The sequence below is a fragment of the Bacillus sp. EB600 genome (assembly GCF_024494385.1).
In the GTDB taxonomy this organism is placed as follows: Bacteria; Bacillota; Bacilli; order Bacillales; family Cytobacillaceae; genus JAEVLT01.
Genome location: NZ_JAEVLT010000055.1, coordinates 1 through 23,400 on the forward strand (window position 1 = coordinate 1; position 23,400 = coordinate 23,400).

Annotated in this window: 17 protein-coding genes and 3 pseudogenes; 13 read left to right on the forward strand and 7 right to left on the reverse strand. The window is 37.2% G+C overall.

Translation table 11 applies throughout. The annotated features are described in order from the left end of the window. The first annotated feature begins 1,370 nt into the window (after window positions 1–1,370). From JN080_RS26550 to JN080_RS26595, 10 genes are all read left to right on the forward strand, one after another. The gene (locus tag JN080_RS26550; RefSeq protein ID WP_256238967.1) at window positions 1,371–1,709 is read left to right on the forward strand and encodes a DUF3870 domain-containing protein; all 339 of its coding nucleotides are present in this window, start codon (window positions 1,371–1,373) and stop codon (window positions 1,707–1,709) included. A gap of 221 nt (window positions 1,710–1,930) precedes the next feature. Further along, entirely contained in the window at window positions 1,931–2,962 is a 1,032-nt protein-coding gene (locus JN080_RS26555) for an LLM class flavin-dependent oxidoreductase (RefSeq protein ID WP_256238968.1), read from the forward strand. A 52-nt stretch (window positions 2,963–3,014) separates the two neighbouring features. Beyond that, the gene (locus tag JN080_RS26560) at window positions 3,015–3,575 is read left to right on the forward strand and encodes an NADPH-dependent FMN reductase (protein WP_256238969.1); all 561 of its coding nucleotides are present in this window, start codon (window positions 3,015–3,017) and stop codon (window positions 3,573–3,575) included. 78 nt (window positions 3,576–3,653) lie between these two features. Further along, window positions 3,654–4,616, forward strand: coding sequence for a hypothetical protein (locus JN080_RS26565; protein ID WP_256238970.1), 963 nt, complete (start codon window positions 3,654–3,656; stop codon window positions 4,614–4,616). After that, window positions 4,613–5,914 (forward strand): fumarylacetoacetase, encoded by a 1,302-nt coding sequence (gene fahA / locus JN080_RS26570; protein ID WP_256238971.1) that lies wholly within the window; start codon window positions 4,613–4,615, stop codon window positions 5,912–5,914. The genes JN080_RS26565 and fahA overlap by 4 nt, the downstream gene beginning before the upstream one ends. A gap of 36 nt (window positions 5,915–5,950) precedes the next feature. Further along, window positions 5,951–7,114, forward strand: coding sequence for a homogentisate 1,2-dioxygenase (locus JN080_RS26575; protein WP_256238972.1), 1,164 nt, complete (start codon window positions 5,951–5,953; stop codon window positions 7,112–7,114). A 204-nt stretch (window positions 7,115–7,318) separates the two neighbouring features. Further along, window positions 7,319–8,644 carry an MFS transporter gene (locus JN080_RS26580; protein ID WP_375141783.1) on the forward strand — a complete coding sequence of 442 codons (1,326 nt, stop codon included), beginning with the start codon at window positions 7,319–7,321 and terminating at the stop codon, window positions 8,642–8,644. A 79-nt stretch (window positions 8,645–8,723) separates the two neighbouring features. Next, window positions 8,724–9,593 (forward strand): FAD synthetase family protein, encoded by an 870-nt coding sequence (locus tag JN080_RS26585; protein ID WP_256238974.1) that lies wholly within the window; start codon window positions 8,724–8,726, stop codon window positions 9,591–9,593. A 65-nt stretch (window positions 9,594–9,658) separates the two neighbouring features. Then, complete coding sequence (locus JN080_RS26590; RefSeq protein ID WP_375141784.1) at window positions 9,659–10,351, forward strand: CoA transferase subunit A; 693 nt, start codon at window positions 9,659–9,661, stop codon at window positions 10,349–10,351. Window positions 10,352–10,377: 26 nt separating this feature from the next. After that, window positions 10,378–11,052, forward strand: a complete 675-nt coding sequence (locus tag JN080_RS26595; RefSeq protein WP_256238976.1) for a CoA transferase subunit B — start codon at window positions 10,378–10,380, stop codon at window positions 11,050–11,052. A gap of 381 nt (window positions 11,053–11,433) precedes the next feature. Here JN080_RS26595 and tnpC read toward each other — a convergent pair. The 4 genes and pseudogenes from tnpC to JN080_RS26620 all read right to left on the reverse strand — a co-directional run bounded on the left by tnpC (window position 11,434) and on the right by JN080_RS26620 (window position 14,863). Next, window positions 11,434–13,013, reverse strand: a pseudogene (gene tnpC, locus JN080_RS30190) (IS66 family transposase). Window positions 13,014–13,102: 89 nt separating this feature from the next. Beyond that, entirely contained in the window at window positions 13,103–13,456 is a 354-nt protein-coding gene (tnpB, locus tag JN080_RS26610; RefSeq protein WP_256238978.1) for an IS66 family insertion sequence element accessory protein TnpB, read from the reverse strand. Then, on the reverse strand, window positions 13,453–13,647 hold the full coding sequence (locus tag JN080_RS26615; RefSeq protein ID WP_256238979.1) for a hypothetical protein: 195 nt from the start codon (window positions 13,645–13,647) through the stop codon (window positions 13,453–13,455). The genes tnpB and JN080_RS26615 overlap by 4 nt, the downstream gene beginning before the upstream one ends. Before the next feature lie 277 nt (window positions 13,648–13,924). Then, window positions 13,925–14,863: a thermonuclease family protein gene (locus JN080_RS26620; RefSeq protein WP_256238981.1), complete on the reverse strand. Its 939-nt coding sequence runs from the start codon at window positions 14,861–14,863 to the stop codon at window positions 13,925–13,927. A gap of 750 nt (window positions 14,864–15,613) precedes the next feature. Between JN080_RS26620 and JN080_RS26625 the strand changes: the two are divergent. Next, window positions 15,614–15,953, forward strand: a pseudogene (locus tag JN080_RS26625) (C40 family peptidase); the annotation flags it as partial. A 150-nt stretch (window positions 15,954–16,103) separates the two neighbouring features. Further along, a pseudogene (locus JN080_RS26630) lies at window positions 16,104–16,329 on the forward strand (IS3 family transposase); the annotation flags it as partial. A gap of 773 nt (window positions 16,330–17,102) precedes the next feature. Here JN080_RS26630 and JN080_RS26635 read toward each other — a convergent pair. From JN080_RS26635 to JN080_RS26645, 3 genes are all read right to left on the reverse strand, one after another. Then, complete coding sequence (locus JN080_RS26635) at window positions 17,103–18,278, reverse strand: restriction endonuclease (protein WP_256238982.1); 1,176 nt, start codon at window positions 18,276–18,278, stop codon at window positions 17,103–17,105. A 935-nt stretch (window positions 18,279–19,213) separates the two neighbouring features. Then, entirely contained in the window at window positions 19,214–20,143 is a 930-nt protein-coding gene (locus tag JN080_RS26640; RefSeq protein ID WP_256238983.1) for an SDR family oxidoreductase, read from the reverse strand. 566 nt (window positions 20,144–20,709) lie between these two features. Then, on the reverse strand, window positions 20,710–21,705 hold the full coding sequence (locus JN080_RS26645; RefSeq protein ID WP_256238984.1) for a hypothetical protein: 996 nt from the start codon (window positions 21,703–21,705) through the stop codon (window positions 20,710–20,712). A 652-nt stretch (window positions 21,706–22,357) separates the two neighbouring features. On the opposite strand from JN080_RS26645, the gene JN080_RS26650 reads away from it, so the two are divergent. Beyond that, the coding region (locus JN080_RS26650) for a DNA sulfur modification protein DndB (protein ID WP_256238985.1) at window positions 22,358–23,400 on the forward strand (1,043 nt) is incomplete at its 3' end.

Genomic DNA, 23,400 nt, shown 5'->3' on the forward strand with positions numbered 1-23,400 from the left:
TAATTACATACCGATTCAAAATGGGAGTGTTATCTAATTTCTTTATTAAAAAAATAGTCATTCCATTTCTTAAATAGCTTTTTGAAAAAATTATGGAGGGACTGGAAAAATGAGATTACACCTTGAGCGGTTGGCAACGGGAGCTGTTATCCTAGCCATTCTTTTAGGAGCATTATGGATAGGCATCAATAATGACCAGCTGTTGAATATGATCCTGTACGTGGTATCTTTCTGCATAATTTCATACCTCATTGGATACTTTCTCTTGAAAATGTCGATTGGAAGGTGGAGGAAAAAAATGAATCTAATGATGAAAAAGTACTTCATCAGGGGAATGAAGGACCAAATAGTTGAATCTAATGATAACAGAAGGTCTAATTACAGGAAAAAAAGTAAATCTCAAAGAAAAATGTGGTGATGTGTTTAAGAGTTTGGATAAGTCTAAGCCTATTTTGGTATTTCCAAAACGGCGTATATCGCTTATTTTGTGTAATTCAAGGGTCTAGATTAATTTGCTAATATAGTGGTCGTAATTGGGGCCGATGACCCCTGTGATTTAGAACGAATGGAAGTTCTGGACTTTGCAAAAGAACAAGCGGAATCTAAATTAAAATCGTCCTGTGATTTTATTGACGTATCCGATGTGATTGTCAATGGTCAAAATGTGCTGCCTTTACGACTTTTTACTTTCAGAAAAATTCAAAATTTGTATTAGTAGCACCTATCGAAAAAGGAGGTTTTAAAATGGCATTTGGACAAAGGAGCAAAGAAGAATTAGAAAGAGAGATCAAAGGTATAAAAGTTGACCCAAAGGAATTTGAAAAGGAGGAAAGTTTGTGAGTTTTGAAGAAGGGCGTTTAAGCCCTTGATTCCATGTGGATGAATTGATAACTGGTAACACTTCCACGGTCTTCAAAACTGCTTTAGCTGGTGTAGTCGCTGCTGGATTTGATTCCCAGGTAGTCCCGCCAAAATAAGAATTCAATCAATAAACTTCTTACAAACACAGTCTTTTGTTTATTTTAAACGACAATGTATGGAACCGACAAGCTAAAACTGTGTGTGTTCGGAGCCTTGAATTATTATATTTGAAGGTTTTTTGTTTGCGTAAAAGTCTAAGAAAAACATGGAAGAGTTGTAACAACGACAAACCTTATTGGAATGTCTTTTTGTTGTTGCAGGAAATTATTGATTTAATCAATCTTGTTTACATTTTTCTGAGTATGCTTGTCCATCTAAGGGGACCTTTTTTTAAAATACTTCCAAGGTAAGGAAGAAAAATTTATTCTAGAGTTGAGCAGATGATATTTATTCTGTAATATTAGATTAATAAAAATATTTTGAATATAATTTTGAAAGGAAGTATGTATATGTCACTGGAATTAAAGGACAGTTATATTATGGTTGCGGGATTTGCACAATTGCCAAAGGGGACTCCGGTTTTTGAATTACAAAAGACAATTGGATGTATGCTTATCGTTGATACAGAAACAAATGTGATTATAAAAGCTTCATTTACTTTTATAAAAGATTTTACAAACGAGTTTATCGCTGAGTTACTCCGCGGAAAATCATTAGATAATTTGGATGAAATTATTAAAGAGATAGAAAATAGATTTCTAATCCCTCCATATAAGGCTGTCATCCAGGCACTCATTTCTGCAAAGAAAATTTATGATGAGAGAAAAAATAATCAGAAAATTTGTTAAAAAGAACTTGAAATTAACAGAATATTTGTAATATACTCTAGTTAACAACATAAAACTAGTGTTTATCTGGATTATCTACAGAGCAAGGACAAGAGCCGAACCTCAAATAAGTAGATAAAGGGCCAGTAGTAATACAAGAATTTTAATGAGGTAAAACTTCATTTAAATTCCTATTACTGCTGGTTTTTTGTTTGTTAAAAAACAATTTGGGGGTTTTATTGATGGAATTTGGATTATTTACGGTATTTGATAACTACAAAGGAAGAATTAATCGTAGTCCGGAACAATTATTACATGATGTTTTAGAGCAAACAGTTATTGCAGATGAATTGGGATATAACGCTGCATGGTTTGCTGAGCATCATTTTAGTGAATATGGAATTATGACTACACCACAAACATTCCTTGCTGTCGCTGCTGAAAGGACAAAGAACATTCGTTTAGGTACAGCAATTGTCACATTGCCTTTCAAGAATCCAATTCAAGTAGCTGAAGACTATGCTTTGTTAGATGTTTTAAGTAATGGACGATTAAATTTAGGATTAGGCAGTGGTTACCTTCCACACGAATTTGCCGGATATAAGGTTGAAGGAAAAGATAAAGCATTGAGATTTAATGATGCGCTCGCAGTAATTGAAAAAGCATGGAAAGGTGAAAGATTCTCTCATCATGGAGATTATTATCAATTTGATGATATTAAACTTGAGGTTCTTCCTAAACAGAAAGAAGTGCCCATTTGGATAGGGACATTAAGTAAAAATGGTGCGGATTTTGTCGCCAAAATGGGCTATAGCATTAGTGGGGTGCCTTATGTGGCTTGCAACTCTATTTCTGAGCTGAAAGAAATTATTGACAGTTACAGAGAAACATATCGTAAAGCAGGACATGACGAGAAAAAAATAAAAGTACCACTTGCACTTCACACTTATGTGGCGGAAACAAGAGAAGAAGCTATTGCAACGGCAAAGCCACATTTAGACTTGTACCTTGATACTCGTATGTACGGGAAAAGTGCAAAATATGAAGATTTAAGAGATCGGGAGCAAGCACTCATTGGTTCACCACAGGATGTTATTGCTCTGTTAAAAAAATATCAGGAAGCCGGTTGTGATCAGGTTATGATGCTTATGAATTTTGGCGGCCTCCCACATGAAAAGGTTTTAAAATCAATGGAGTTGGTTGCAAAAGAAGTTATGCCGGCATTTAAGGAATCGGTTGTCCAAGTCAAAGAAGCTGAAGTTGCAAATGTTTGATCAAAAGCAGGTAAAACCAGCAAGATAAACTTTAGGAAAGCGGAGGATTTATATGAAACTGCTCGGTATTTCCGGAACTATTTTAGGTGCGAAAACGGCTGTATTAGTCCAGAGGATCCTTGATGAGGTAAAACAAAGACATCCAGAAGTAGACGCGGAAATTTTAGATCTAAGGGACTACGATGTTCAATTTTGCGATGGCAGAAAAATAAATAATTATAATGCAGATACGAGAACAGTATTCGAAAAAGTATGTCAGGCAGATTTTTATTTAATTGGTTCTCCCATCTTTAATTGTTCAATCCCAGCGCCGCTAAAGAATCTTTTTGATTTAACCCCTCCGGACGTTTTTCGTAATAAAGTAATGGGGTTTGCGGCAAATGGTGGAACCTATCAGCATTATTTAATGATTGAAAACCAATTAAAGCCGATTGCCGGTTATTTACGTGCATACATCGCACCTGGTTATGTGTATGCTCACGCTGCTCACTATAATGATCAAAATGAAATTGTTGATGTGGATGTTTTGTCTAGAACTCGAAATTTAGCTGATGAACTTGTTTATATGCAGAAAGGCTTAGGTCAAAGTTTAAAGACTGCTCTTAATAAATAGTTATTTCTCCCAGTAAGTCTTCGATTAAAGCTTACTGGGAAATTCCCCGACGTTTCGCGTATAAAAGGATGTGAAAAGATGCGGAATCAGAATTGTTCCGAGGTTTTTTTAGAAAATCTTATTGATTATGCGGGGTTGTTTCCTCCTGCAAATCTATCATTAACGGAAGCAGTAACCAATTATGCAAGTTATATAAATAGCGAAGATAACTGGATGCTGGGGCCATTTGTATTGCCTGTTGCCAGGATCAATGACATTCACGTCTATGAGAATCTATTCTCAAGTCAAAAGCCATTACTGTTGTCAATCGTTGGTAGAAAATCCGAGTCTGAGCAGGAATTTGTTGCTCAGCTAAAGGAAGACTTTGCACAGATTAATAGCTTTATGCTTAATAGTGTGCAATGGCTAAGAATAGAAGCTTTTGAGGCTGCTTTACCTCCAATTGTTCCGAATATAAAATTTTTGGAATCGATTTCAGCTGAAGCCGCCAAATTGGAAATGAAAGTTTTTTGTGAGGTGCCTCTTTTAAAGAATCAGAATTGGAAGAAAGAATTAACCAGTACTTTGGATCAGATAGCAAGCTTTAATATAAACAAAAAAAATAAATTGGGTGTAAAGCTTCGTACCGGTGGGATTCAAGCAGAGATGTTTCCAAGTGCTGAACAGGTGGCTTTTGTCTTGGATTTATGTCGGGAGCGAAATCTGGCATTAAAATTCACTGCAGGGTTACATCACCCAATTCGGATGTTCCGAAACGAAGTAAATACAAAAATGCATGGATTTCTGAATATCTTTTTGGGAGGTATGCTTGCTTATTCCAATAATTTGGATGAAGAAACCATTGTTGAAATTCTTTCCGATGAAAATAAAGCCCATTTTTCAATTTCACACGATCGTTTGTCCTGGAGGAATTTTAGCATGACAAGTCAAGAAATAAAAGTGTTACGAAAAAGTTCATTATGTTCGTTTGGAAGCTGCAGCTTTGTTGAACCCAGAGATGAATTTGAGGAATTAATTAAACAGCAGGAGGTTATCAAATGAAGTCATTTATTGAAGTAAAGCCAGAATCTCATTTTCCTATTCAAAATCTGCCATACGGGGTGTTTACATCGAATATTAATCCAAACCGGCGGATTGGAGTAGCAATTGGAGACTATGTATTGGATTTGTCGATCCTGGAAGAGAAGGAATGTTTCATTGAAATCTTAAATAAAGAGAATCCGGTTTTTAATCAACCATTTCTAAATAGATTTATGGAATTGGGAAGAAATGTTTGGAGTGAAGTCCGAAAAAAAATCCAACTTTTATTGTCAGAAAATGAACCACAGCTAAGAGATGACCACGAATTTCGAAATGAAGTATTGCTGCCAAGAAATGAAGTGGAGCTGCATCTTCCTGTCAGGATTGGGGACTATACCGATTTTTACGCTTCGAAAGAGCATGCTACGAATGTAGGAATTATGTTTCGGGGCAAAGATAATGCATTAATGCCAAACTGGACACATTTACCAGTTGGTTATCATGGAAGAGCGAGTTCCATCGTTTTAAGCGGGACAAAGGTTCGGCGCCCATTAGGTCAAATTAAGCTGCCTGAACAAAACCCGATTTTCAGTCCTTGTCGTCAGTTGGATTTTGAATTGGAAGTTGGCTGCTTTATTGGCGTTGGGAATAATCGGGGAGAACCAATTCCAGTTGACGAAGCTAAGAACCATGTGTTTGGAATGGTATTAGTCAATGATTGGAGTGCACGTGATATTCAGTCTTGGGAATATCAGCCATTAGGGCCGTTCCTTGCAAAAAACTTTGCTACTTCCATTTCTCCGTGGGTCGTTCCGTTAGAGGCATTAGAACCATTTCGTGTGGAAGGACCTGTTCAAGATCCCAAACCACTTGAATACCTTAATCAAACAAGACCAGGATCTTTTGACATCAACCTTGAGGTACATTTACGCAGCAAGAACATGAGACAGCCAAAAAGGATCTGTTCAAGTAATTACCGGTATTTATATTGGAGTATCGCACAGGAGGTAGCCCATCATACGATTGGCGGATGTGACTTAAATCCGGGTGATTTACTTGCCTCTGGAACGATTAGCGGCACTGATAAGGATTCGCGGGGCAGTTTGCTGGAATTAACCTGGAGAGGTACTGAACCTATTAAGCTCAATGAAGATGAACAAAGACAATGGCTTGAAGACGGAGATGAACTGACGATGACAGGCTGGTGCCAGGGTGACGGTTACCGGATTGGCTTTGGAGAAGTAACCGGCGTAATTGAACCTGCCCTTGACCGTAAACAAGCATTACAAAAGAAAGAACAAATTTACATCGAAAAATAGTTTGTAGAATAGGAATTTTTTCAGGAGGTTTACTAGATGCCAATGTATCAAAGAATGGGGAAAATCCCACCGAAAAGGCATACGGTTTTTCGCAAGGAAGATGGTTCCTTATATAGAGAGCAAGTGATGGGTACAAAAGGATTCTCCGGAATTCAATCGATCTTGTATCATCATAATCCGCCTACCCAATTTTACCGATCCGAATTATTGGGTGAACGGATGTTGAAATTCGAAGAGCAGGGAGCACTTCGTCCCCGCCATTTTTTCACGGGTGATGGGAAGAAAGAGCCAAGTGATGCGGTGATGGGAAGGCAATATCTTCTGGGGAATGATGACCTGTTAATCGGGGTCGCTAATCCGACAGAAAAGATGGATTATTTTTATCGGAATGGTGATGGGGATGAGCTTTTGTTTGTCCATCATGGGACAGGCAAAATCGAAACCACTTTCGGAATTTTGAACTATAAACCTGGTGATTATATTGTCATACCGATAGGGACGATTTATAAGGTGGAACCGGATCAAGGGCAAACCAAGTTTCTTGTAGTCGAAACAACCAGCTGGATTACGACTCCGAAGCGGTATCGGAATGAATTTGGCCAACTGTTGGAACATAGCCCTTTTTGTGAGCGCGACATAAGGGTCCCTGAAAGTCTGGCTACCTACATGGAAAAAGGTGAATTTGAAGTCAGGACAAAATCAAGAGGTTTCTTACATTCCCATTATTTTGCCCACCACCCTCTTGATGTTGTTGGCTGGGACGGTTATTTATATCCATGGATTTTTAACGTATATGATTTCGAACCGATTACAGGGCGAATTCACCAACCACCGCCGGTTCATCAAACCTTTGAAGGGCATAATTTTGTGATTTGTTCGTTTGTGCCCCGTTTATACGATTATCATCCGGAATCTATTCCAGCTCCCTATTATCACAGTAATATCGATAGTGATGAAGTCTTGTATTATGTCGAAGGGAACTTTATGAGCCGTAAAGGAGTGAAGGAAGAATCGATTACGCTCCATCCGGCAGGCATTCCGCATGGCCCGCATCCGGGAAAAATTGAAGAAAGTATTGGCAAAAAAGAGACGCTGGAATTGGCCGTTATGATTGATACTTTTCAACCGCTAAAAGTTGTGAAAAAGGCTATACAAGTAGAAGATCAAAACTATCAATATAGCTGGGTGGAGAAAAAATAGAGTTTTTTCCCAAAACCATTTTTTATAAAACAACTGGGGAAATTCCAATAAATGGGTAAATCCTATTCAATAGGGGATCATTTTATCATGCTTATATTTTAATAGAGGTACCTTCTAGGAAAAATAGAAGGAGAGCTTAATAGAAATTGACCCATTAAGAAAATTTTAAGATCCTAAATGAGGAGTGAAATGTGAATGAGTCAAATGGTTAAAGGAATACCTCAAGCAATCGAAAAAGAAACTGCCTCCATCGCAGGCGTTTCTAAGTCCTTAATGTATTTTATAGTAGGGATTTGTTTTATAACAATATTAGCTGATGGATACGATTTGGGAATTTATGGTGCGGTATTGCCCAGTTTATTGGACTACAAACCTTGGGCATTAACTCCCACCCATGCAGGTGCAATTGGAGGTTATTCCCTTTTTGGGATGTTAATCGGAGCAATTTTAATTGGTACGATCACAGACTATTTGGGCAGGAAATGGACATTAGTGATATCAGTAACTTTATTTTCACTGACAATGGCCGGCTGTGCAATGGCAACTTCTCCGGAAGTATTCGGTGCGTTACGTTTTATTGGAGGCGTGGGCCTGGGCGGAGTTATTCCGACAGCATCATCGCTTGTTGTTGAATACTCCCCGCGCCACCGTCGCTCATTAAACTATGTACTAATGTTTTCAGGGTATTCATTTGGAACCGTTTTAGGTGCTGTATTGTCTATCTTGCTTTTGCAGTCGTATGGTTGGAGAGTTATGTTTTGGATTGGTGCCCTGCCTATCCTGGTAGTACCAATCATGATTAAGTCTTTACCTGAATCTGTAAGCTATTTACTTTCTAGAAACAAACAAGAAGAGGCTGATGCAATTTGTAACCGTTATCAAATTGATCCATCCTTCTTTACTGAACAAATTGCAACTGGAAATGAGCAAGAAAACAATTCGATTAAAGGTCTTTTTTCAAAGAAATATTTCAAAGCAACCATGTTCATTTGGCTTACCTATATCATGGGCTTCTATTTAGTATATGGGTTAAACACCTGGCTGCCGCAAATAATGAGGCAATTGGGCTATTCACTTAATTCTAGTCTGTCATTTTTACTGGTGATGAATTTGGCCGCAAGTTTTGGAGCTATTTTTGCAAGTGCGATTGCTGACCGCTTTGGTTCGAAAAAGATAATTGCCATTTCCTATTTTCTTGCCGCCTTATGTGCCAGTCTCTTGACTGTAGGTGCACCGCCGATCGCTCTTACCTACTTGTTAGTAGGAGTTACAGGCTTTGGTTCAGTTGGTACTACTCAAGTTATGAATGCATTTGTGTCTAAGTACTATCCTGCCCAATCAAGGGCGACTGGATTAGGATGGGGACTCGGAATTGGAAGAATCGGGGCAATTTCCGGACCAATCCTTGTTGGATACTTGTTAAGTATGAAAGTTAATTTAATATGGAGCTTTTATACATTTGTGATCGCAGGAATCATAGCAGTACTTGGAATTTTACTTGTTCCAAGTAAAAAAGATGAAATAGTGTAGTGTTATTTGGCTCATGTTTTTTAGATATCTAAAAAGATATGAGCCAAAAAAGTTGGAAGTTCCAAAGGAGTAAGTGATCATGAAGACCATTTTTCTTAACGATTTAGCGAGTAACTCACGATCAGAATTAAGACCCAGTGTTATGGCTCTTGGTTTTTTTGATGGAATTCATTTAGGACATCAGAAATTAATTGAAAAAGCAAAAGAGATTTCAAAGCAAAAGAAGCTAGAATTATCTGTGTTGACGTTTTTTCCACATCCAAAAGAGATATTAAGCCAAGAGAAGTTTCATTATTTAATACCTTTAGAGAAAAAAATTGAGATTCTTAGGGATATGGGGGTGGAGAGATTATACGTAGTTCGTTTTGATAAAGAGTTTGCAAGCCTTGCACCGGAATTGTTTGTAAAGGAATACTTGCTTTCACTTCATGTAAAGGAAGTTGTTGCCGGTTTTGACTTTACTTATGGCAGCGGAGGGCTGGGGACGATGCAAACACTTGAGGCCAATGGTAAAGGAGCTTTTCTAGTAAATAAGCTATCAAAAGTGGAGTTGAACGGGAACAAGATTAGTTCCACTTTGATCAGGAAGCTTCTTAGCTCCGGTCAGGTAAATCAAATTGCAGATTACCTTGGTGATTACTACCAAACTCAAGGCTATATTACAAATTTATATCCAATTTATAACCTTAAAACTGTATCCAGAATCAGATATTATGTATCCGCCTTTAACACCCTGCCAAATGCAGGAACTTATGAAGCAGATGTGTTAATTAAGAAACAATGGGTACGATGTATTTGCCATGTTTTTTTAACAAAAGCGGGAAAAGTGACCGTTGAAATGAAAATCCCCAGAGAAATAAATATAAGAAGTCGTGAAGAAGTAACGATTAAATGGCTTAGTAAGTGTTCTGAAAAAACAACAATATTATTGAAGCATTTAAATGGATAAGAATACTTTTTTAAATTAAAACATTATGAATAGCAAAAAGGGTGAGATTTTTGGCTAACAGTAAAATGGTTCAATCATTTAAAGATGCGATTAATGATGTGAAAGATGGCGCCCGAATCGTGGTTGGAGGCTTTGGGCTTTCAGGAATACCGGAAAAATTAATTCTGGCTCTAAAAGAAAAAGGAACAAAAAATTTAACGATTATTAGCAATAATTGCGGGGTAGACGATTGGGGTCTTGGACTCTTATTAGCAAATAAACAAATTAAAAAAATGATTTCATCATATGTAGGAGAAAACAAGATTTTTGAGCAGCAATTTTTAAGTGGTGAATTAGAAGTTGAACTTGTTCCACAAGGCACGTTAGCTGAGAGAATTAGAGCAGGTGGGGCAGGAATACCCGGTTTTTATACTGCAACGGGCATTGGTACTCCAATTGCTGAAGGAAAAGAAATTAAGGTTTTTAATGGACGTTCGTATTTACTCGAAGAAGGCATTACAGCTGATTTTGCGTTTATAAAAGCATGGAAGTCAGATAAGTTAGGGAATCTGGTCTATCGTAAAACCGCTCGAAACTTCAATCCGTTAGCTGCAATGGCTGGGAAAATCACCATTGCGGAAGTAGAAGAAATAGTAGAGACCGGTGAACTTGATCCAGATGAAATTCATACTCCAAGTATATATGTACAAAAAGTTCTTTTGGGAACGGATTATGAGAAGCGAATTGAGCGGAGAACTGTCATTCAATCAGTGCAATAGGTAAGGGAAAAGGAGGAGGATTATAGGTGTCAACTCCACGAAAAAAAATAATCAAACGAGCAGTAAAAGAAATCAAAGATGGCATGTATGTCAATTTAGGGATTGGAATGCCTACCTTGATTGCAAATGAAATACCCCAGGGAATTCAAGTGATGCTTCAATCTGAAAATGGTTTACTTGGAATTGGACCATTTCCCCTCGAGGATGAAGTAGATGCAGACTTAATAAATGCCGGGAAAGAAACAGTGACCACCGTACCAGGTGCTTCCTTCTTTGATAGTGCAGAGTCATTTGCAATGATTCGTGGAGGGCATATTGATTTAGCGATTTTAGGTGGAATGGAAGTTTCAGAGGAGGGAGATCTTGCTAATTGGATGATTCCTGGAAAAATGGTAAAAGGCATGGGCGGAGCGATGGATCTTGTTAATGGCGCCAAACAAGTAATTGTTATTATGGAGCATGTAAATAAAAATGGGGAAACGAAGGTTAAAAAACAATGCAGTCTGCCTTTAACAGGGAGGCAGGTTGTTCACCGGTTAATCACGGACTTGGCCGTGTTTGATTTCACCCCTGCTGGCATGGTACTTACTGAAACAGCCAGGGGTGTTACGGTACAGGAAATAAAACAAAGAACGGAAGCGTCATTTACTGTTGCCCCAGAACTTTTAGAGGATAGATTATCCGCTAAACAGATTGATTAAATGATATATGGTTCTTCCTCGAGGCGTAACAGAAATTAGCATATTTCTCCCATATTAGAAATGGCCGAAAACAGCTTCAAGAGTCTGTTTTCGGCCATTTAATTTAAAGTTGATGAAAAAATTTCATGATATTATGGCAGGATATTTTATGGGGAGGAATAAATGATTCAGGAGTCACTAATAAAGAAAATATTTTCACATCCTAGAAAATCAGATTAATTCATTACTGTTTCCTTATGAGACACACAAATAATTGAATGAAAGAATGAAAATACTGATCTAATAAAGATAACCGTAAGCCCGAATTATAAAAAATAAGCGTACCGACCCGGTACGCATGAGAAATAACCGTATATCATGACTTTTTTATCAGATGTACGGTTATTTCATTTTATTTCCACATTCGGCTTGGATCATTTTTGTCCAAGGCATATATTGATTTAAAATTTCCGGTCGTTAATAGATATCTAGATTAGGTAAATCCGTCAGTAACTTCAATAGATATAGATAAAAATCCACACCGTTTGCTTTTGCAGTTTCTGCGATACTTAAAATAGATAGCGTTGGCCTTTTCGCCGGCTTCACTAACTGAGTGGTGCCAATTCTTACGACCAACAACACACGGACGGATGGCATTTTCAGCTGGATTATTATCAATTTCGATACGTCCATCCATTAAAAATGCTTTTAAACCATTCGCTCTATTAGAGTGTATTCTGCTGCCTTAGAAAGCGCATTTTTGCCGAAGAATGGTGATTTTTCAACCCAGTCCAGAAACTCTTCAACGATTGGCTTTGAATATTTTTGCCGTTTTTTTCTTCGCTTACTCGGAGACAGGTGTTTGAATTGTCTTTCTAATCGATATAAATCATCACAATAATTTACACCGATTTGTCCATTCTTGCTCTCCACTTTTAACCAGTAGCGACGAACGTGCGCAAGACAATTTGCGAAAGTGACACCCTCAATTTTGTCATAGGCAGAATAACCATCACAAATAATTGTTCCAGAAAAGCCTTCAATGAAACTCTCAAGGACAGACCGAGCACGTGATAATAAACTTTGAAAAAGAGTTATTATCGGCCCTTGGCTTGGCAGGCTTCGAAACACCCAATTATAGGCATTGGTTTGTCCAGATTTTCCATCGGATCGGTTGATAATTTGTGTATAAGTTTCATAGAGATGTAAAACAGATTTAGCCATCATCAAATGTTTCATTCGTTCATAAACGGGCAATAACCAATCATGTGCTACACGAATGACCCAATTGGAAAGATTCTTATCATTGGTATTCAAACCATAACGTTCCCATTCCTTACTTGACGGTAAAGCGGTAAATATTGCGCAAATTTATCATAGATAACTTTGGCAAGGACGCTTGGACTTGCGATACTGCGTTGAATAGGAGCTTGTGGCGCTTTACCACGTTTAATTTGCGCCTTTTGAAATCCATCACCTTTACAGTTTTTACATTCATAAGCATGTTCAATGTGTTGAACTTTCTTCATTCTTGCAGGAATAAATTCTGCTTCTTCGCGTACGATGGTACTCCCAATTTCAATCAATTGGCCTTGACAACAGTCACAGATCGTATTTTTTGGATGATGGTGAACAGCTTCTACTTCAATACCATCACGCAATGAATCATTTCGATTTTTCTTTTGAACTTTACGTACAACAGTATAAGAAATCGTCTGTTGGCTTTGTTCTCCTGTGTGCTCAGGTTCATTAAAAGCCGGGTCATCTTCAAATAGTGATACTTGCCCATCCAGTGTATTGTATTTCGATTTTTCAGTTTTTGATCCATATAAAAGCTTAGTTAGATGGCGAACTTGCTCGGTTAACGCTTCAATTTGTTTCGATAATTCCTTGTTTTGTTGATTCGAATGAGCCAATTGCTCTTCGAGCAGCCGAATTAATTTTTTGGTTTTGTTTTCATTCGTAGAAGAAGCGTTCGCCACATCATTCACCACTTTTCGTTCGTTTTCGTTCTTCTTATTATAACTAGTTCGAAAAGCGGAATAAAGATAAAATTAGTGACTTATTTAATTTAGAACACACCTTTTGATGATGATTGAATCGCCTTTGACTGCTGGATTGATAACCCTTCGAGCAGCCATCGAACTTCCTGCTGAGAAAGTTTGCGCACCTCATTTTCGTCTTGGGGCCATTGCAGCTTGCCGTTATCCAAACGTTTATAAAGCATGGCGAAGCCATCACCATCGAAATACAAACATTTATAACGGTCTTTACTCCATCCCGAAAATAAGAAAATGGAATCGCCATATGGATCAAGTTCGAAAGAATCTTGAATCAGTGTTGCCAGTCCATCAATTCCTTTTCTCATGTCTGTTTTACCGCAAATGATATAAATGTTTTTCACACTTGTATAATCGTGTTTCACTGATCTTTCAACTCCCTCATGACCATTTGGATGATGTGCTCATCTACGCCATTGTAGAAGTATATTTCAGCATTGCCAGTTTTGATCGTGCATGTAGGGTTTGGGGAAGCCACTGCTGGATTAGTTGCAGAAGCTTTTTCATTTTCGGTATGTAATGTAACGGGGACAATCGTTAGTTTTTGATGCGGCATAAAAAGGCACCTCCTTAAATTGATACATTTATAGTACCAGGAGGCGCTACGTGTTTATATGCGTTGTTTGATTGGGGGCTTATATTCTGTACGTGTCGCATACGATTTAAATTTGTCCGACTCACTGATGATTTCAGCAGCCAACAAGAAGAAATCGAGTGGATCTAAACCATTATAGAAGAAGTCACAGAGAGGAAGGGGGACTGAGTTCTCCCTTTTTCATTAGTAATGATTATAAAAATAAACAGCGACGAGAATATTCTCATCGCTGTTTATTTTATCTTTCACATGCATAACCATCTTTATCACGGTCCATCTTATCCTGATAGGCAGGGTGTCCTTTTGGCACCCCATCAGGGTACTTCTTTCTTAACTCTGTGCAATTTGCAAAGTATTCTGTTTCTGTACTCTGAGTAGTCGTGGATGATGAAGCTGTAACTGGTTTTGGTTGAGTAGTTCCACTTGTGGAGCTGTTTTGTGTTGTAGTTCCTGAAGAAACACATCCGACAAAACCATTAGATGTTGAATAGCCTGCCTTCGACCAAATATTTAGCCCTTTTCCTTTTGCCATATTTTCATCTGCTTGATATTCAGACAAATGTTTGTATGGTGGGTAGTAAATATATGCCACACGTGCATATCCTTCTTTTAATAAGGTTTCTTGTACTGATTGACCATTCACATATACATAAGCCAGTAAACGACCGTATTTGTCTGTCTTATTGTGCTCTTCAAACTCCAACGTTAATTTCCCACTGTTTACAAGTTGTTTGTTACGATTGGCTGCATCCATGGCAAAAGGTTGCACACAGGTTCCTGGCTTTTTCTCTTCTGGAGTATCTACAAGTAAGTAACGTACAGTAGTCTCTTTACCGTCATAGTTTACTTTAATAGTATCCCCATCCACCGTTTCTACTAAAGAAACTGGAACTTGATTTTGGTTAGTAGTAGGTTCGCTTTGTGTTGTATCAGAAGTATTGTTGGATGCTTGTGTTTGTTGTGTTGATGCTGTTGAACTAGCAGGATTGTCACTGTTTTGTGCTGTATTTGTTTGATCTAGATTACTCTCTTTTGTAGTTTCCACTTTTTCAGTCTTAGTGGTTTGTGCAGCACTTGTAGACGCCTTTTTGTCACTGTTGCTAACATTTCCTTGGCTACAAGCTGCCAAACCAAACAAAAGAAAAATAGATGCAATGGAGTTTATAATTAATTTCAACTTTTCTACCCCTAATCTTTTTTTATTTTACTAGGATAATTGACCCCTACGATAATTATATATTAAAAATAATTAAGTTAGCGATAGTTTTTAAATCTTATTAAGGGAATTTCTGGATTAACTGAAAAACCTCGCCGCATAACGGACAGGATGTGGCGAGTAATACACAGAGGTCGACCACTCAACATATATGATTCGGTGTGCTAGCTGTCATAGTAAAAAAAGCCCGGCTTTCCTTTATTAAAGGAGGAAACCGGGCTTCTGGTGGCAAGCTGTTAAAGGAACGTACTTACTATATCATGGTTTATCCTTGATGAACCCACAAAAGAAGTACTGGTTAAGGTCTTAAATCAATTACAAATACAGTTAATACATAAATCTAAACTTCTGAATAGTCGTTTTTATGAGCCAACAGACAAAAACACCCAAGCCTTGATAAAATAGCACTTCATTTAATGTTTATTTATCAATGTATTACTGTTTGGAATGCATCCGAGGCAATCTTAATAATTTACGCTCTGGATAGGCCTGCTCCTTCAATGATGGGGATTATGATATTTATGGAGTAACATATATTCCTAATCAAATAAGTTGGATTTTCCCCCTCACAAAATATGTACGAATTTAATTTTTTACTATTTCTAGTTCTATACGCGTTCGAAAAAGTCCACTTTTACGAACGGGTAATTTTTGTTCAAAAATAGCCATTTTTCACGTTCGCAAAACTTAAACATAAATTTATGAACGCTTTCTGTCTATATTTTTGGTGGTGGAAGAAATCAGAGTGATATAGCCAGAGGACGCTTTGATTGTTCCTCATTTGTGCATTGGGCTTTTGCACAAGTAGGGATTAATTTAGGGCCGTTAAATTCCACTAGCACAGATACTTTAAACTATTTAGGGAAATCCATATCACCTAATGAAATGAAACCAGGTGACCTTGTATTCTTCGATACTTACAAACCGATGGTCATGTCGGTAACTATAAAGGAAATGGCAAATCATAGGGGCCTCTACAGGTGTTGCGATTGAAGATATGACGAAAGACTATTGGAAAGAAGAATTCAATGGCCGTGTTAAAAGAATATAAGAGGACAATAATACAACAAAAAAATGTGCTCAAAAGGAGGGCACTGCAAAAAGGGGAAAAATGCAAAACAATGTTAAATAAAACAGCCCCAAAATTATGTTTTTTCATAATTTTGGGGCTGTTTTTGCTTTGAGTTTCCTCAATTGATATGGTTTAGGCCAGACTATGTTCAGACGAGGAAATTGTTGGGAATCTGCCCCACAGGAGTCTTTTTTTCTTATTAAAGGATGAAGTAAACTATCAATCTTGTAAAACCTTAAAAGAACTAGAGGCGAAAATAAATCAATATAAGGGTTACTATAACAATTATCGCTATCAATGGAATTTAAAAAAGATGACCCCTATTCAATATGGGAATCATCTTATAGGTGCTTAACTCTTTTTTTCATACGTCCTTGACATGGGTGCCAGTTTAGGACAGGGGACATAATTCCGCCCTTTTAAAAATAGAAATTGTTCATTTTTGTTTTACTCGATTGAAACTAATAAGGGTTCGGATGACGTTTTTTTACCCGACGGTTTTTCCCTCATGTTAATTCCGGGGATATATATGTTTGGGGTCGGTAAATTTCATTTTCATGCACCCACCCCTTTTTTCCAGCATCTGTTAAATTCACCTCTTATCATTGACCATTTCCACCTTCACCACCACCCACCCATTTTCCAGTTTTTCTTACCTTTGCAAATCCATTTTTCGGTTTACCGGCTTAAATTTCAACCAAATCTTATTCAACATTTTGCATATTTTATTCAAAGGAGATTTCTAAAATCGTATTTTATTTTAGTATTTTTTTAATTAATCATTAATTTTATTTTCCATGATTCATTTATTTTCTCGAACGAATTTGTATGTTGCCGTGGCTATTATTTATTTTAAAATGGACATTTATTTTTTTAAAAGTTGTATTTAAAAATAAATTCGGGAAATTCAAGTATGAGGAATGGAAGATCAGGCAATAACATCATCTTTCTGTCATTTTGGATAAGCAGAAACACTATACCTTTAAATAAAGAGATGAAAACAAAAAAAGGTAAGATTCCTTTAATATTCATGAGGAATCGTACCTTTTTACTATATAAATTTAAGAAACAATTTTTGAAAGCGATAAGCATCCCCTAACTCATTGTATATAGAAATCTATAAACTGGTTACGAGTTGTGGGTAATATCGTACAGTGCCTGTGGATTAATGGAAACCAGCTGGCTTCCATTCCAGTGAAATGAGCAGGTGTATGGCGTTCCTGACGGGGTAGACATCGGGTCGTTTGGAAGGTAATGCGCGTAAGTGGCGATAATTATCCCCGTTGATCCCGGTGCAACAGTCGTTGGGCCATGCATGATGGGGGTGTCCGTACCTACAAAACGATTGTTGATGAAGAAATAAATCTGATTTGTCGCTCCGTCCCCTTCATTCTTGACGATGAAAGCATAAAGCATACCACCATAGCCATCTGGCACTAGGGCATCAGGATATGGGTCAACGATGTAACCTTCGCCTGCTCTATTCGTCACAAAAGCTATATCTTGGTTAATGTCTGCTTGATTTTCAGTAGCGGGAGAGACCGAAGTGGCGGACGATGACGGGGCAACCCTGTCGGTGCTCGTCGTCGAAGGCTTGCTTGCCGCTGAAATCAAAGTCGGCACCTTTTGCGGAACTGGAATTTTTACACTGGCCAAGGAATGGTTGGTAATTGCAACAATCACTAATATAAATCCTATAACAATTAAGGATGAGGCCTTTTTCTTCTTAACCTCTCTAGAAGGGTCATGACTACTTTCTTTATTGGCGCGATAAATCAATTGTACAATTTGATCTCGATCTATTAAATTTACATCATTGGCTTGAGCTAATTGTTTTGCAGGTTTTGTAAAGTAATTATTGGTTGCAACACAAATTTCATCCGCGTTGTACATATTTTTAGCAGCGACGATTTGTTGAACGGCACTTACACCAACTTTTTTGGAATATCTTTTAGCCTGAACCAAAATTTTTGTTGAATTTTTCCACAATATTAAATCTGCACCAAAATCACCGGATGTTTTAGTTACGCTTGCATTATAACCAAGGGATTGGAATAACACCTTTAAATAATTTTCAAATTCAATTCCTTCCATATCATCAATCGTGTAAAAATCCGATTTCTTAAGAATTTGATAACGTTTATACCTTTTGTAAATTAGGTAGATTATTCCTATTGGTATAAGCAAAACTATAAATTCCAAGAAAAGAGGAGCAAATTTAAGTAAACTAAAAAATAGGATCAATCCAAAAATAAATAATATTCCTATACCATCACTATCTTTATTTCTTCGTTTTTTAGCCATGACTCAGTTCTCCCATTCCTGACTTAAAAAATTTATACAATAAATCGAAATCGTACTACAGCACATTTAAAACAAAAAATGTATAGATACATGTTTAACCCACTATTATATAGTATAAAAAATATCCCTCTGAAAAAAAATGATATTTTTATTCCTAATCTACCAATTTTTTATTGTTTCATTTGTTTTATTTTTCAATTGCGATATTATCATCGTAGTTGTTATTATCCGCAAAATAGATGTTAACAACTGGTAATAATGAAACCGTAATTATGGATCGCAAAGTAAGAAATGAAAAAAGTTTCTGAACGGAAAGCAACAGAACTTTATTATTTTATCTTTCTCAGTATGTTGATAACGAGGATAAACTTGAAGGCTTTTCATTTGAAGGAATAGGAACAATCGAAGTTTATGAAGGTAAAATCGGCTTTATTGAAATTTTCTCAAATAATTTTGGTTATCAAATACGTTCATTATTAAAGAAAAACAAATGTAACTTATTGGAGTAAACGGGTGTTTTCGTATTATAAAGAGAACGTCGAAAGACAGTTTTTCGTCTAACAAAAACCATTCGAAATTAATAATTAGGGGACTAAAAATGAAGAATTATTTGTTTTATTTAATGGCATTTATAGAATTTTAATAATGTTTATTAGTTTGATTAAAATGTTAATTATCAATAAAAATAAGAAAAATCATCAAAAGAAAAGTATATAAAACTATTATTGTTTGGAATCATTTATTTTTATTTTACCACGTATCTTACATGGTCCCTATCTATAAAAAGGCTGACATTGGGGTCAGTCCCCTGGCAAATTAACGCTTTACTTCGGCGGGGGACCGACCCCATAGCTCATTGCTTTAATTTTATGAGGAGAAGATTATCTAATAAATAAAAAGAATCGAACTAGGTGGCAACAGTTTGACGCTTATATTTATGATGACATCACTTGTCCGCCATTAACATGAATGGTCTGTCCGGTCATAAATCGTGAATCATCGGATGCGAGAAAAACAAAGGCAGGGGCAAGTTCAAAAGGCTGACCTTGACGTTTCATCGGATTGTTCACTAGTGGAACTTGGTCAGCAGAGAAACTCGACGGGATCAGGGGAGTCCAAATTCGTCCGGGTGCCACAGCGTTTACTCGTATTCCTTTTTCGATTAAATTGTTGGCCAAGGCACGGGTAAACCCGACGTTAGCCCCTTTTGTCGCTGTGTAATCCATTAAATGCTCGCTCCCATAGTACGCCACAACAGAAGCTGTATTAATGATCGAACTGCCAGCTTTTAAGTATGGAAGGGCGGCACGGGTGGTGTAGAAATGAGAATAGATGTTTACTTTAAAGGTATCATCAAACTGCTCATCGGTAATATCAAGCAGGCTTAATTGCTGAAACTGGATGCCGACGTGGTTGCAAAGAATATCGAGCTGGCCAAAGGCTTGAATGGTTTTTTCTACGATATCAATACATTGCTGTTTATTTCGTAAGTCTCCAGGCAGTAGTAAACAACGTTGTCCAAGCTCTTCAATTCTTGTCTTTGTTCGATTCGCATCCTCGTGTTCATCTAAATAAGCAATCGCAACGTCAGCGCCTTCTTTTGCAAAAGCGATGGCTACCGCAGCGCCCATCCCACTGTCACCACCAGTTATGAGTGCGACTTTTTCCGTAAGTTTTCCGCTGCCTTTATAATTTGGATTTTCAATAATGGGTCTTGGAACCATTAATTTTTCTACGCCCGGCTGACGAAGCTGTCGCTGTTCTGGAACCGTAACCGGAATGTCTTCGTAACGTGTTATTTTACCGTAATTGGGATATAGTGGATAATCCTGGTGGGATCGCTTTTTTTGATTGTCTTGTGCCATAGCCATCCTCCTAGAAAAATTATTACTGATTACTTTATGAAAGATGGGCAAATGAAGTGCATGTTTGTTTTTTTATGAAAAACATATAGGTGCGGGCTCATTTTGATGGAAGGATGAATAAGGTGAAGGAAAGTGGAATCTTCAGGGAGGTATATTGGTGTGCATTACCTTAGATTTAATAGGGAAATACAATTATTGTTAGTGAATCATTCGTACGAGAAGGAAGAGGTCCTTTATAATAATAATCCTTATGCCTACCAAATATCCAAAATAGGAGCAAGACCTCCGTATTACACGAATCCAAGATATGAGCAGTATTACCCAATAATCTGAAAGTGCCTAGTATTTTTTTAGACATTGGGGTCAGTCCCCCGGCAAATTAATGCTTTAATTCGGCGGAGGACTGACCCCATAGCTCAGCAAAATGTACATTGCTGGTTTTATTTTGTTATTTAAAAGAGTGTGTAAAAGGCTTATATTTCTACTATACAAGCGTAAGAAACTTGCAATGGATAGGGCATTGCAACTAATTTGTTAACTAAATTTGTTGAATGGAGCAAAAGTATTTAAGGAAGTGCCCAAGAAATATCTGTGGCCCATTGCATAAATGGCGGTTTATTTGCTAAGTCAGCTGCAGTGACGTTCGAACTTTGGATATATCCCGCCAACTGATTCCATCCTGAATTCTGACCACTCGGTGGATTTGTCGTGTTGTCCGCTGCGTTCTCTGTTAAGACCCCATATATGCTAAGCGGTTGTTGATAAATTTGATGGGAATAAAGATCTAGATTAAACCACTGGGCAGCTTGGGTGCCAGATGTTGTATAAATTTCTGGTAAAGAAAAGGAATACCGAGTATTGGTAAATGGATTAACTCCACCATCAGAAACATACCAAATATCATCTAATGTCCATCCATTGTTCCCCGTCCCAGAAATATACGAAGTTCTTCCATAAGGCGCTTGAGGCATACCACCTGCGTCTCCAAAATTACATAGCTGGTAGTTTGTTGTGCTGCGATATCCATCTACCCATGAGCGTGTAACACTTGGCGAGTTCCATCCTGTCTCCATATCATTTGCCCCAACTGCTTGTATCGACTGGTATCGTGAATCAGTTACAGCTTTATTAGAAATATAGATGTTAATGGAGTTGATCATGTTCCCCCAAGCTTGACCATGGGCTTTTGTAACCTGACTTCCATAATTTGTTGTTCCAACGGCAATGGTGATGGAGTAGGATACTGTAGGGGACGTGAAGGATGCAACAAAAGAATCGATAAATTGTTCCACCCCGCTTGCAATGTCATTGGTTGAAGTAAAAATCGTAGAATTAAATAACGACGCACCATACGTATTCATTTTATTTTTCTTAACACGCTGCGTTTGAACTGTTGGTTTGCCAAAATCCAGAATAATGACTTCATTTAAAAAAGAAAGGGATGGATTGTTTGTTAGATTGGTATTACTCTGAGCAGCAAAATCTGACCCGTAACCTGGAAGATACGTAAGACTTGTAATGTAGTGACTCGTTGTATAATAGCCTGGATACGTACTTGCCAATTTCTTATTCGCTCCTATCTAGTGATCTAGTCTATCAAACAATGCTTGTCTGATAGATTATTTTATTTGTTTTCGAGATGAAAAGTTCTGGTGGGATGACACAAAAATTGACTCTTTTTTGCTCTAAGAATTGATTTTAGCACTATTGTCCACTATAAAAAATGATGTCAATGGCTGTGTCAAAACTCATTAAAAAGACCTAAAAGTCTATATGAATATTGAATATGACCTTGAAGCTCCACCATTTTAATACATGGTAGGAGCATTTTTTAATTTCAAAGAGAATTTGCTGAAAATAATTATGAAGTGCAATAATTGTGATATCTTTTCGAAATTTTCTTGAAGCTAAATAGCAAAGAAAAAATAGATCAATGAGTTTAATATTTGTTGGCTGAATTCTAATCATGATTTAATCAAACAGTAAATTCCTGGATAAGAAGGCTTTTTCAGGGTTAAATCTGGAAGTGATACAAATTATCAATAATTAGAAATAAAACGAAACTTAAAATTTTACTAGAAAAATAAAATTTGTCAATGTTGTATAAACGTAACAAAGTTTAATGCGAATAAAGAGATAAAGAATTATATTCTAGAATAAAAAATTAAATAGGCATAGCATAAAGGATTCGCTATAATAGTTCCGAGGTGACAATTGACAAAAAATATGGGACTATTGACTCATGATGTTATAGCGACAATCAATGGGAGCGATTACAATCAATTTGGCAAAGAAGTTTTAATCACACAAATGCGCTTTTCTCTATTAGAAGCCATCTTTGAAGTGGATCCGGAGGTTCAACGGAAGCTGGATCCTGGCCGACGATCGGAGATAAGAGATTTTATTCTAAAATCTGTCGAAAATGACGATTTTTACTTTTCACCCTTTGTCTTTTCTGCACGTGGTGCCATCAAAAAGTCAGAAGATTCCTGGGTGTTAGCACCTGGCTGCAAGCTATACATACTCGATGGGATGCATAGAAGTGCCGGTCTGTCTTCAGCCATCAGTCATTTAAAATCAAAAAAAGAAATGGCAGAAGAGACAAACATGCCGGAATTAGCCGAAAAATATCAATCCTCCTTAGACAAAATTCGTTCTTATTCAGTCTCGATGCAAATCTATTTAAATCTTTCACAACAAGAAGAGAGACAGCTTTTTACCGATATGAATACAGAAAGACGAGAAGCATACTCCGGGATTATCATGCAGTATGATCATCGTGATTTTTTTACGAATCTTGCGAGGAAAACCGAAAAAAATCTTACACATCAGTTTGAAATTGAGCAAAAGCTTTCAAGAATATCAAATCAAAGTTCAGCCCTAACCTCTTTAACAATCATACGAAAGTGTCTACTTGCTATGTTTGAAGGAGAATTAAGAGGAAAATCAATCGAACCAAGCGGCCGTTACATTGAAATTGAAGCAATGGAAAAAGCGGCACAAATCTTTTTTGAAACATGGACCAAAATTTTTCCAAAACAGCCGGCTGATCGAAAAAAGTATGTAACCGGTTTGTCCGGAATTCAAATTTCTCTAGCTTATTCGGTTTTTCAACTTGTCAAAACACATCATCTTTCCTACTCCCAAGCCATTCAACAGCTTGCTTTCCTAAAAAAACACTGCACCTGGAAGCACACTGATCCTCTGTTTACAAAGCTTTATGATCCTTCATCAAGAAAAACAAAAAATCACTCAAC

Bases quoted from the DNA above. Each gene is read 5' to 3' on its own strand.
- JN080_RS26550 (WP_256238967.1), top strand. From the start codon at position 1,371: ATGTCACTGGAATTAAAGGACAGTTATATTATGGTTGCGGGATTTGCA.
- JN080_RS26555 (WP_256238968.1), top strand. From the start codon at position 1,931: ATGGAATTTGGATTATTTACGGTATTTGATAACTACAAAGGAAGAATT.
- JN080_RS26560 (WP_256238969.1), top strand. From the start codon at position 3,015: ATGAAACTGCTCGGTATTTCCGGAACTATTTTAGGTGCGAAAACGGCT.
- JN080_RS26565 (WP_256238970.1), top strand. From the start codon at position 3,654: ATGCGGAATCAGAATTGTTCCGAGGTTTTTTTAGAAAATCTTATTGAT.
- fahA (WP_256238971.1), top strand. From the start codon at position 4,613: ATGAAGTCATTTATTGAAGTAAAGCCAGAATCTCATTTTCCTATTCAA.
- JN080_RS26575 (WP_256238972.1), top strand. From the start codon at position 5,951: ATGCCAATGTATCAAAGAATGGGGAAAATCCCACCGAAAAGGCATACG.
- JN080_RS26580 (WP_375141783.1), top strand. From the start codon at position 7,319: ATGGTTAAAGGAATACCTCAAGCAATCGAAAAAGAAACTGCCTCCATC.
- JN080_RS26585 (WP_256238974.1), top strand. From the start codon at position 8,724: ATGAAGACCATTTTTCTTAACGATTTAGCGAGTAACTCACGATCAGAA.
- JN080_RS26590 (WP_375141784.1), top strand. From the start codon at position 9,659: ATGGTTCAATCATTTAAAGATGCGATTAATGATGTGAAAGATGGCGCC.
- JN080_RS26615 (WP_256238979.1), bottom strand. From the start codon at position 13,647: ATGCCGCATCAAAAACTAACGATTGTCCCCGTTACATTACATACCGAA.
- JN080_RS26635 (WP_256238982.1), bottom strand. From the start codon at position 18,278: ATGGCTAAAAAACGAAGAAATAAAGATAGTGATGGTATAGGAATATTA.
- JN080_RS26640 (WP_256238983.1), bottom strand. From the start codon at position 20,143: ATGGCACAAGACAATCAAAAAAAGCGATCCCACCAGGATTATCCACTA.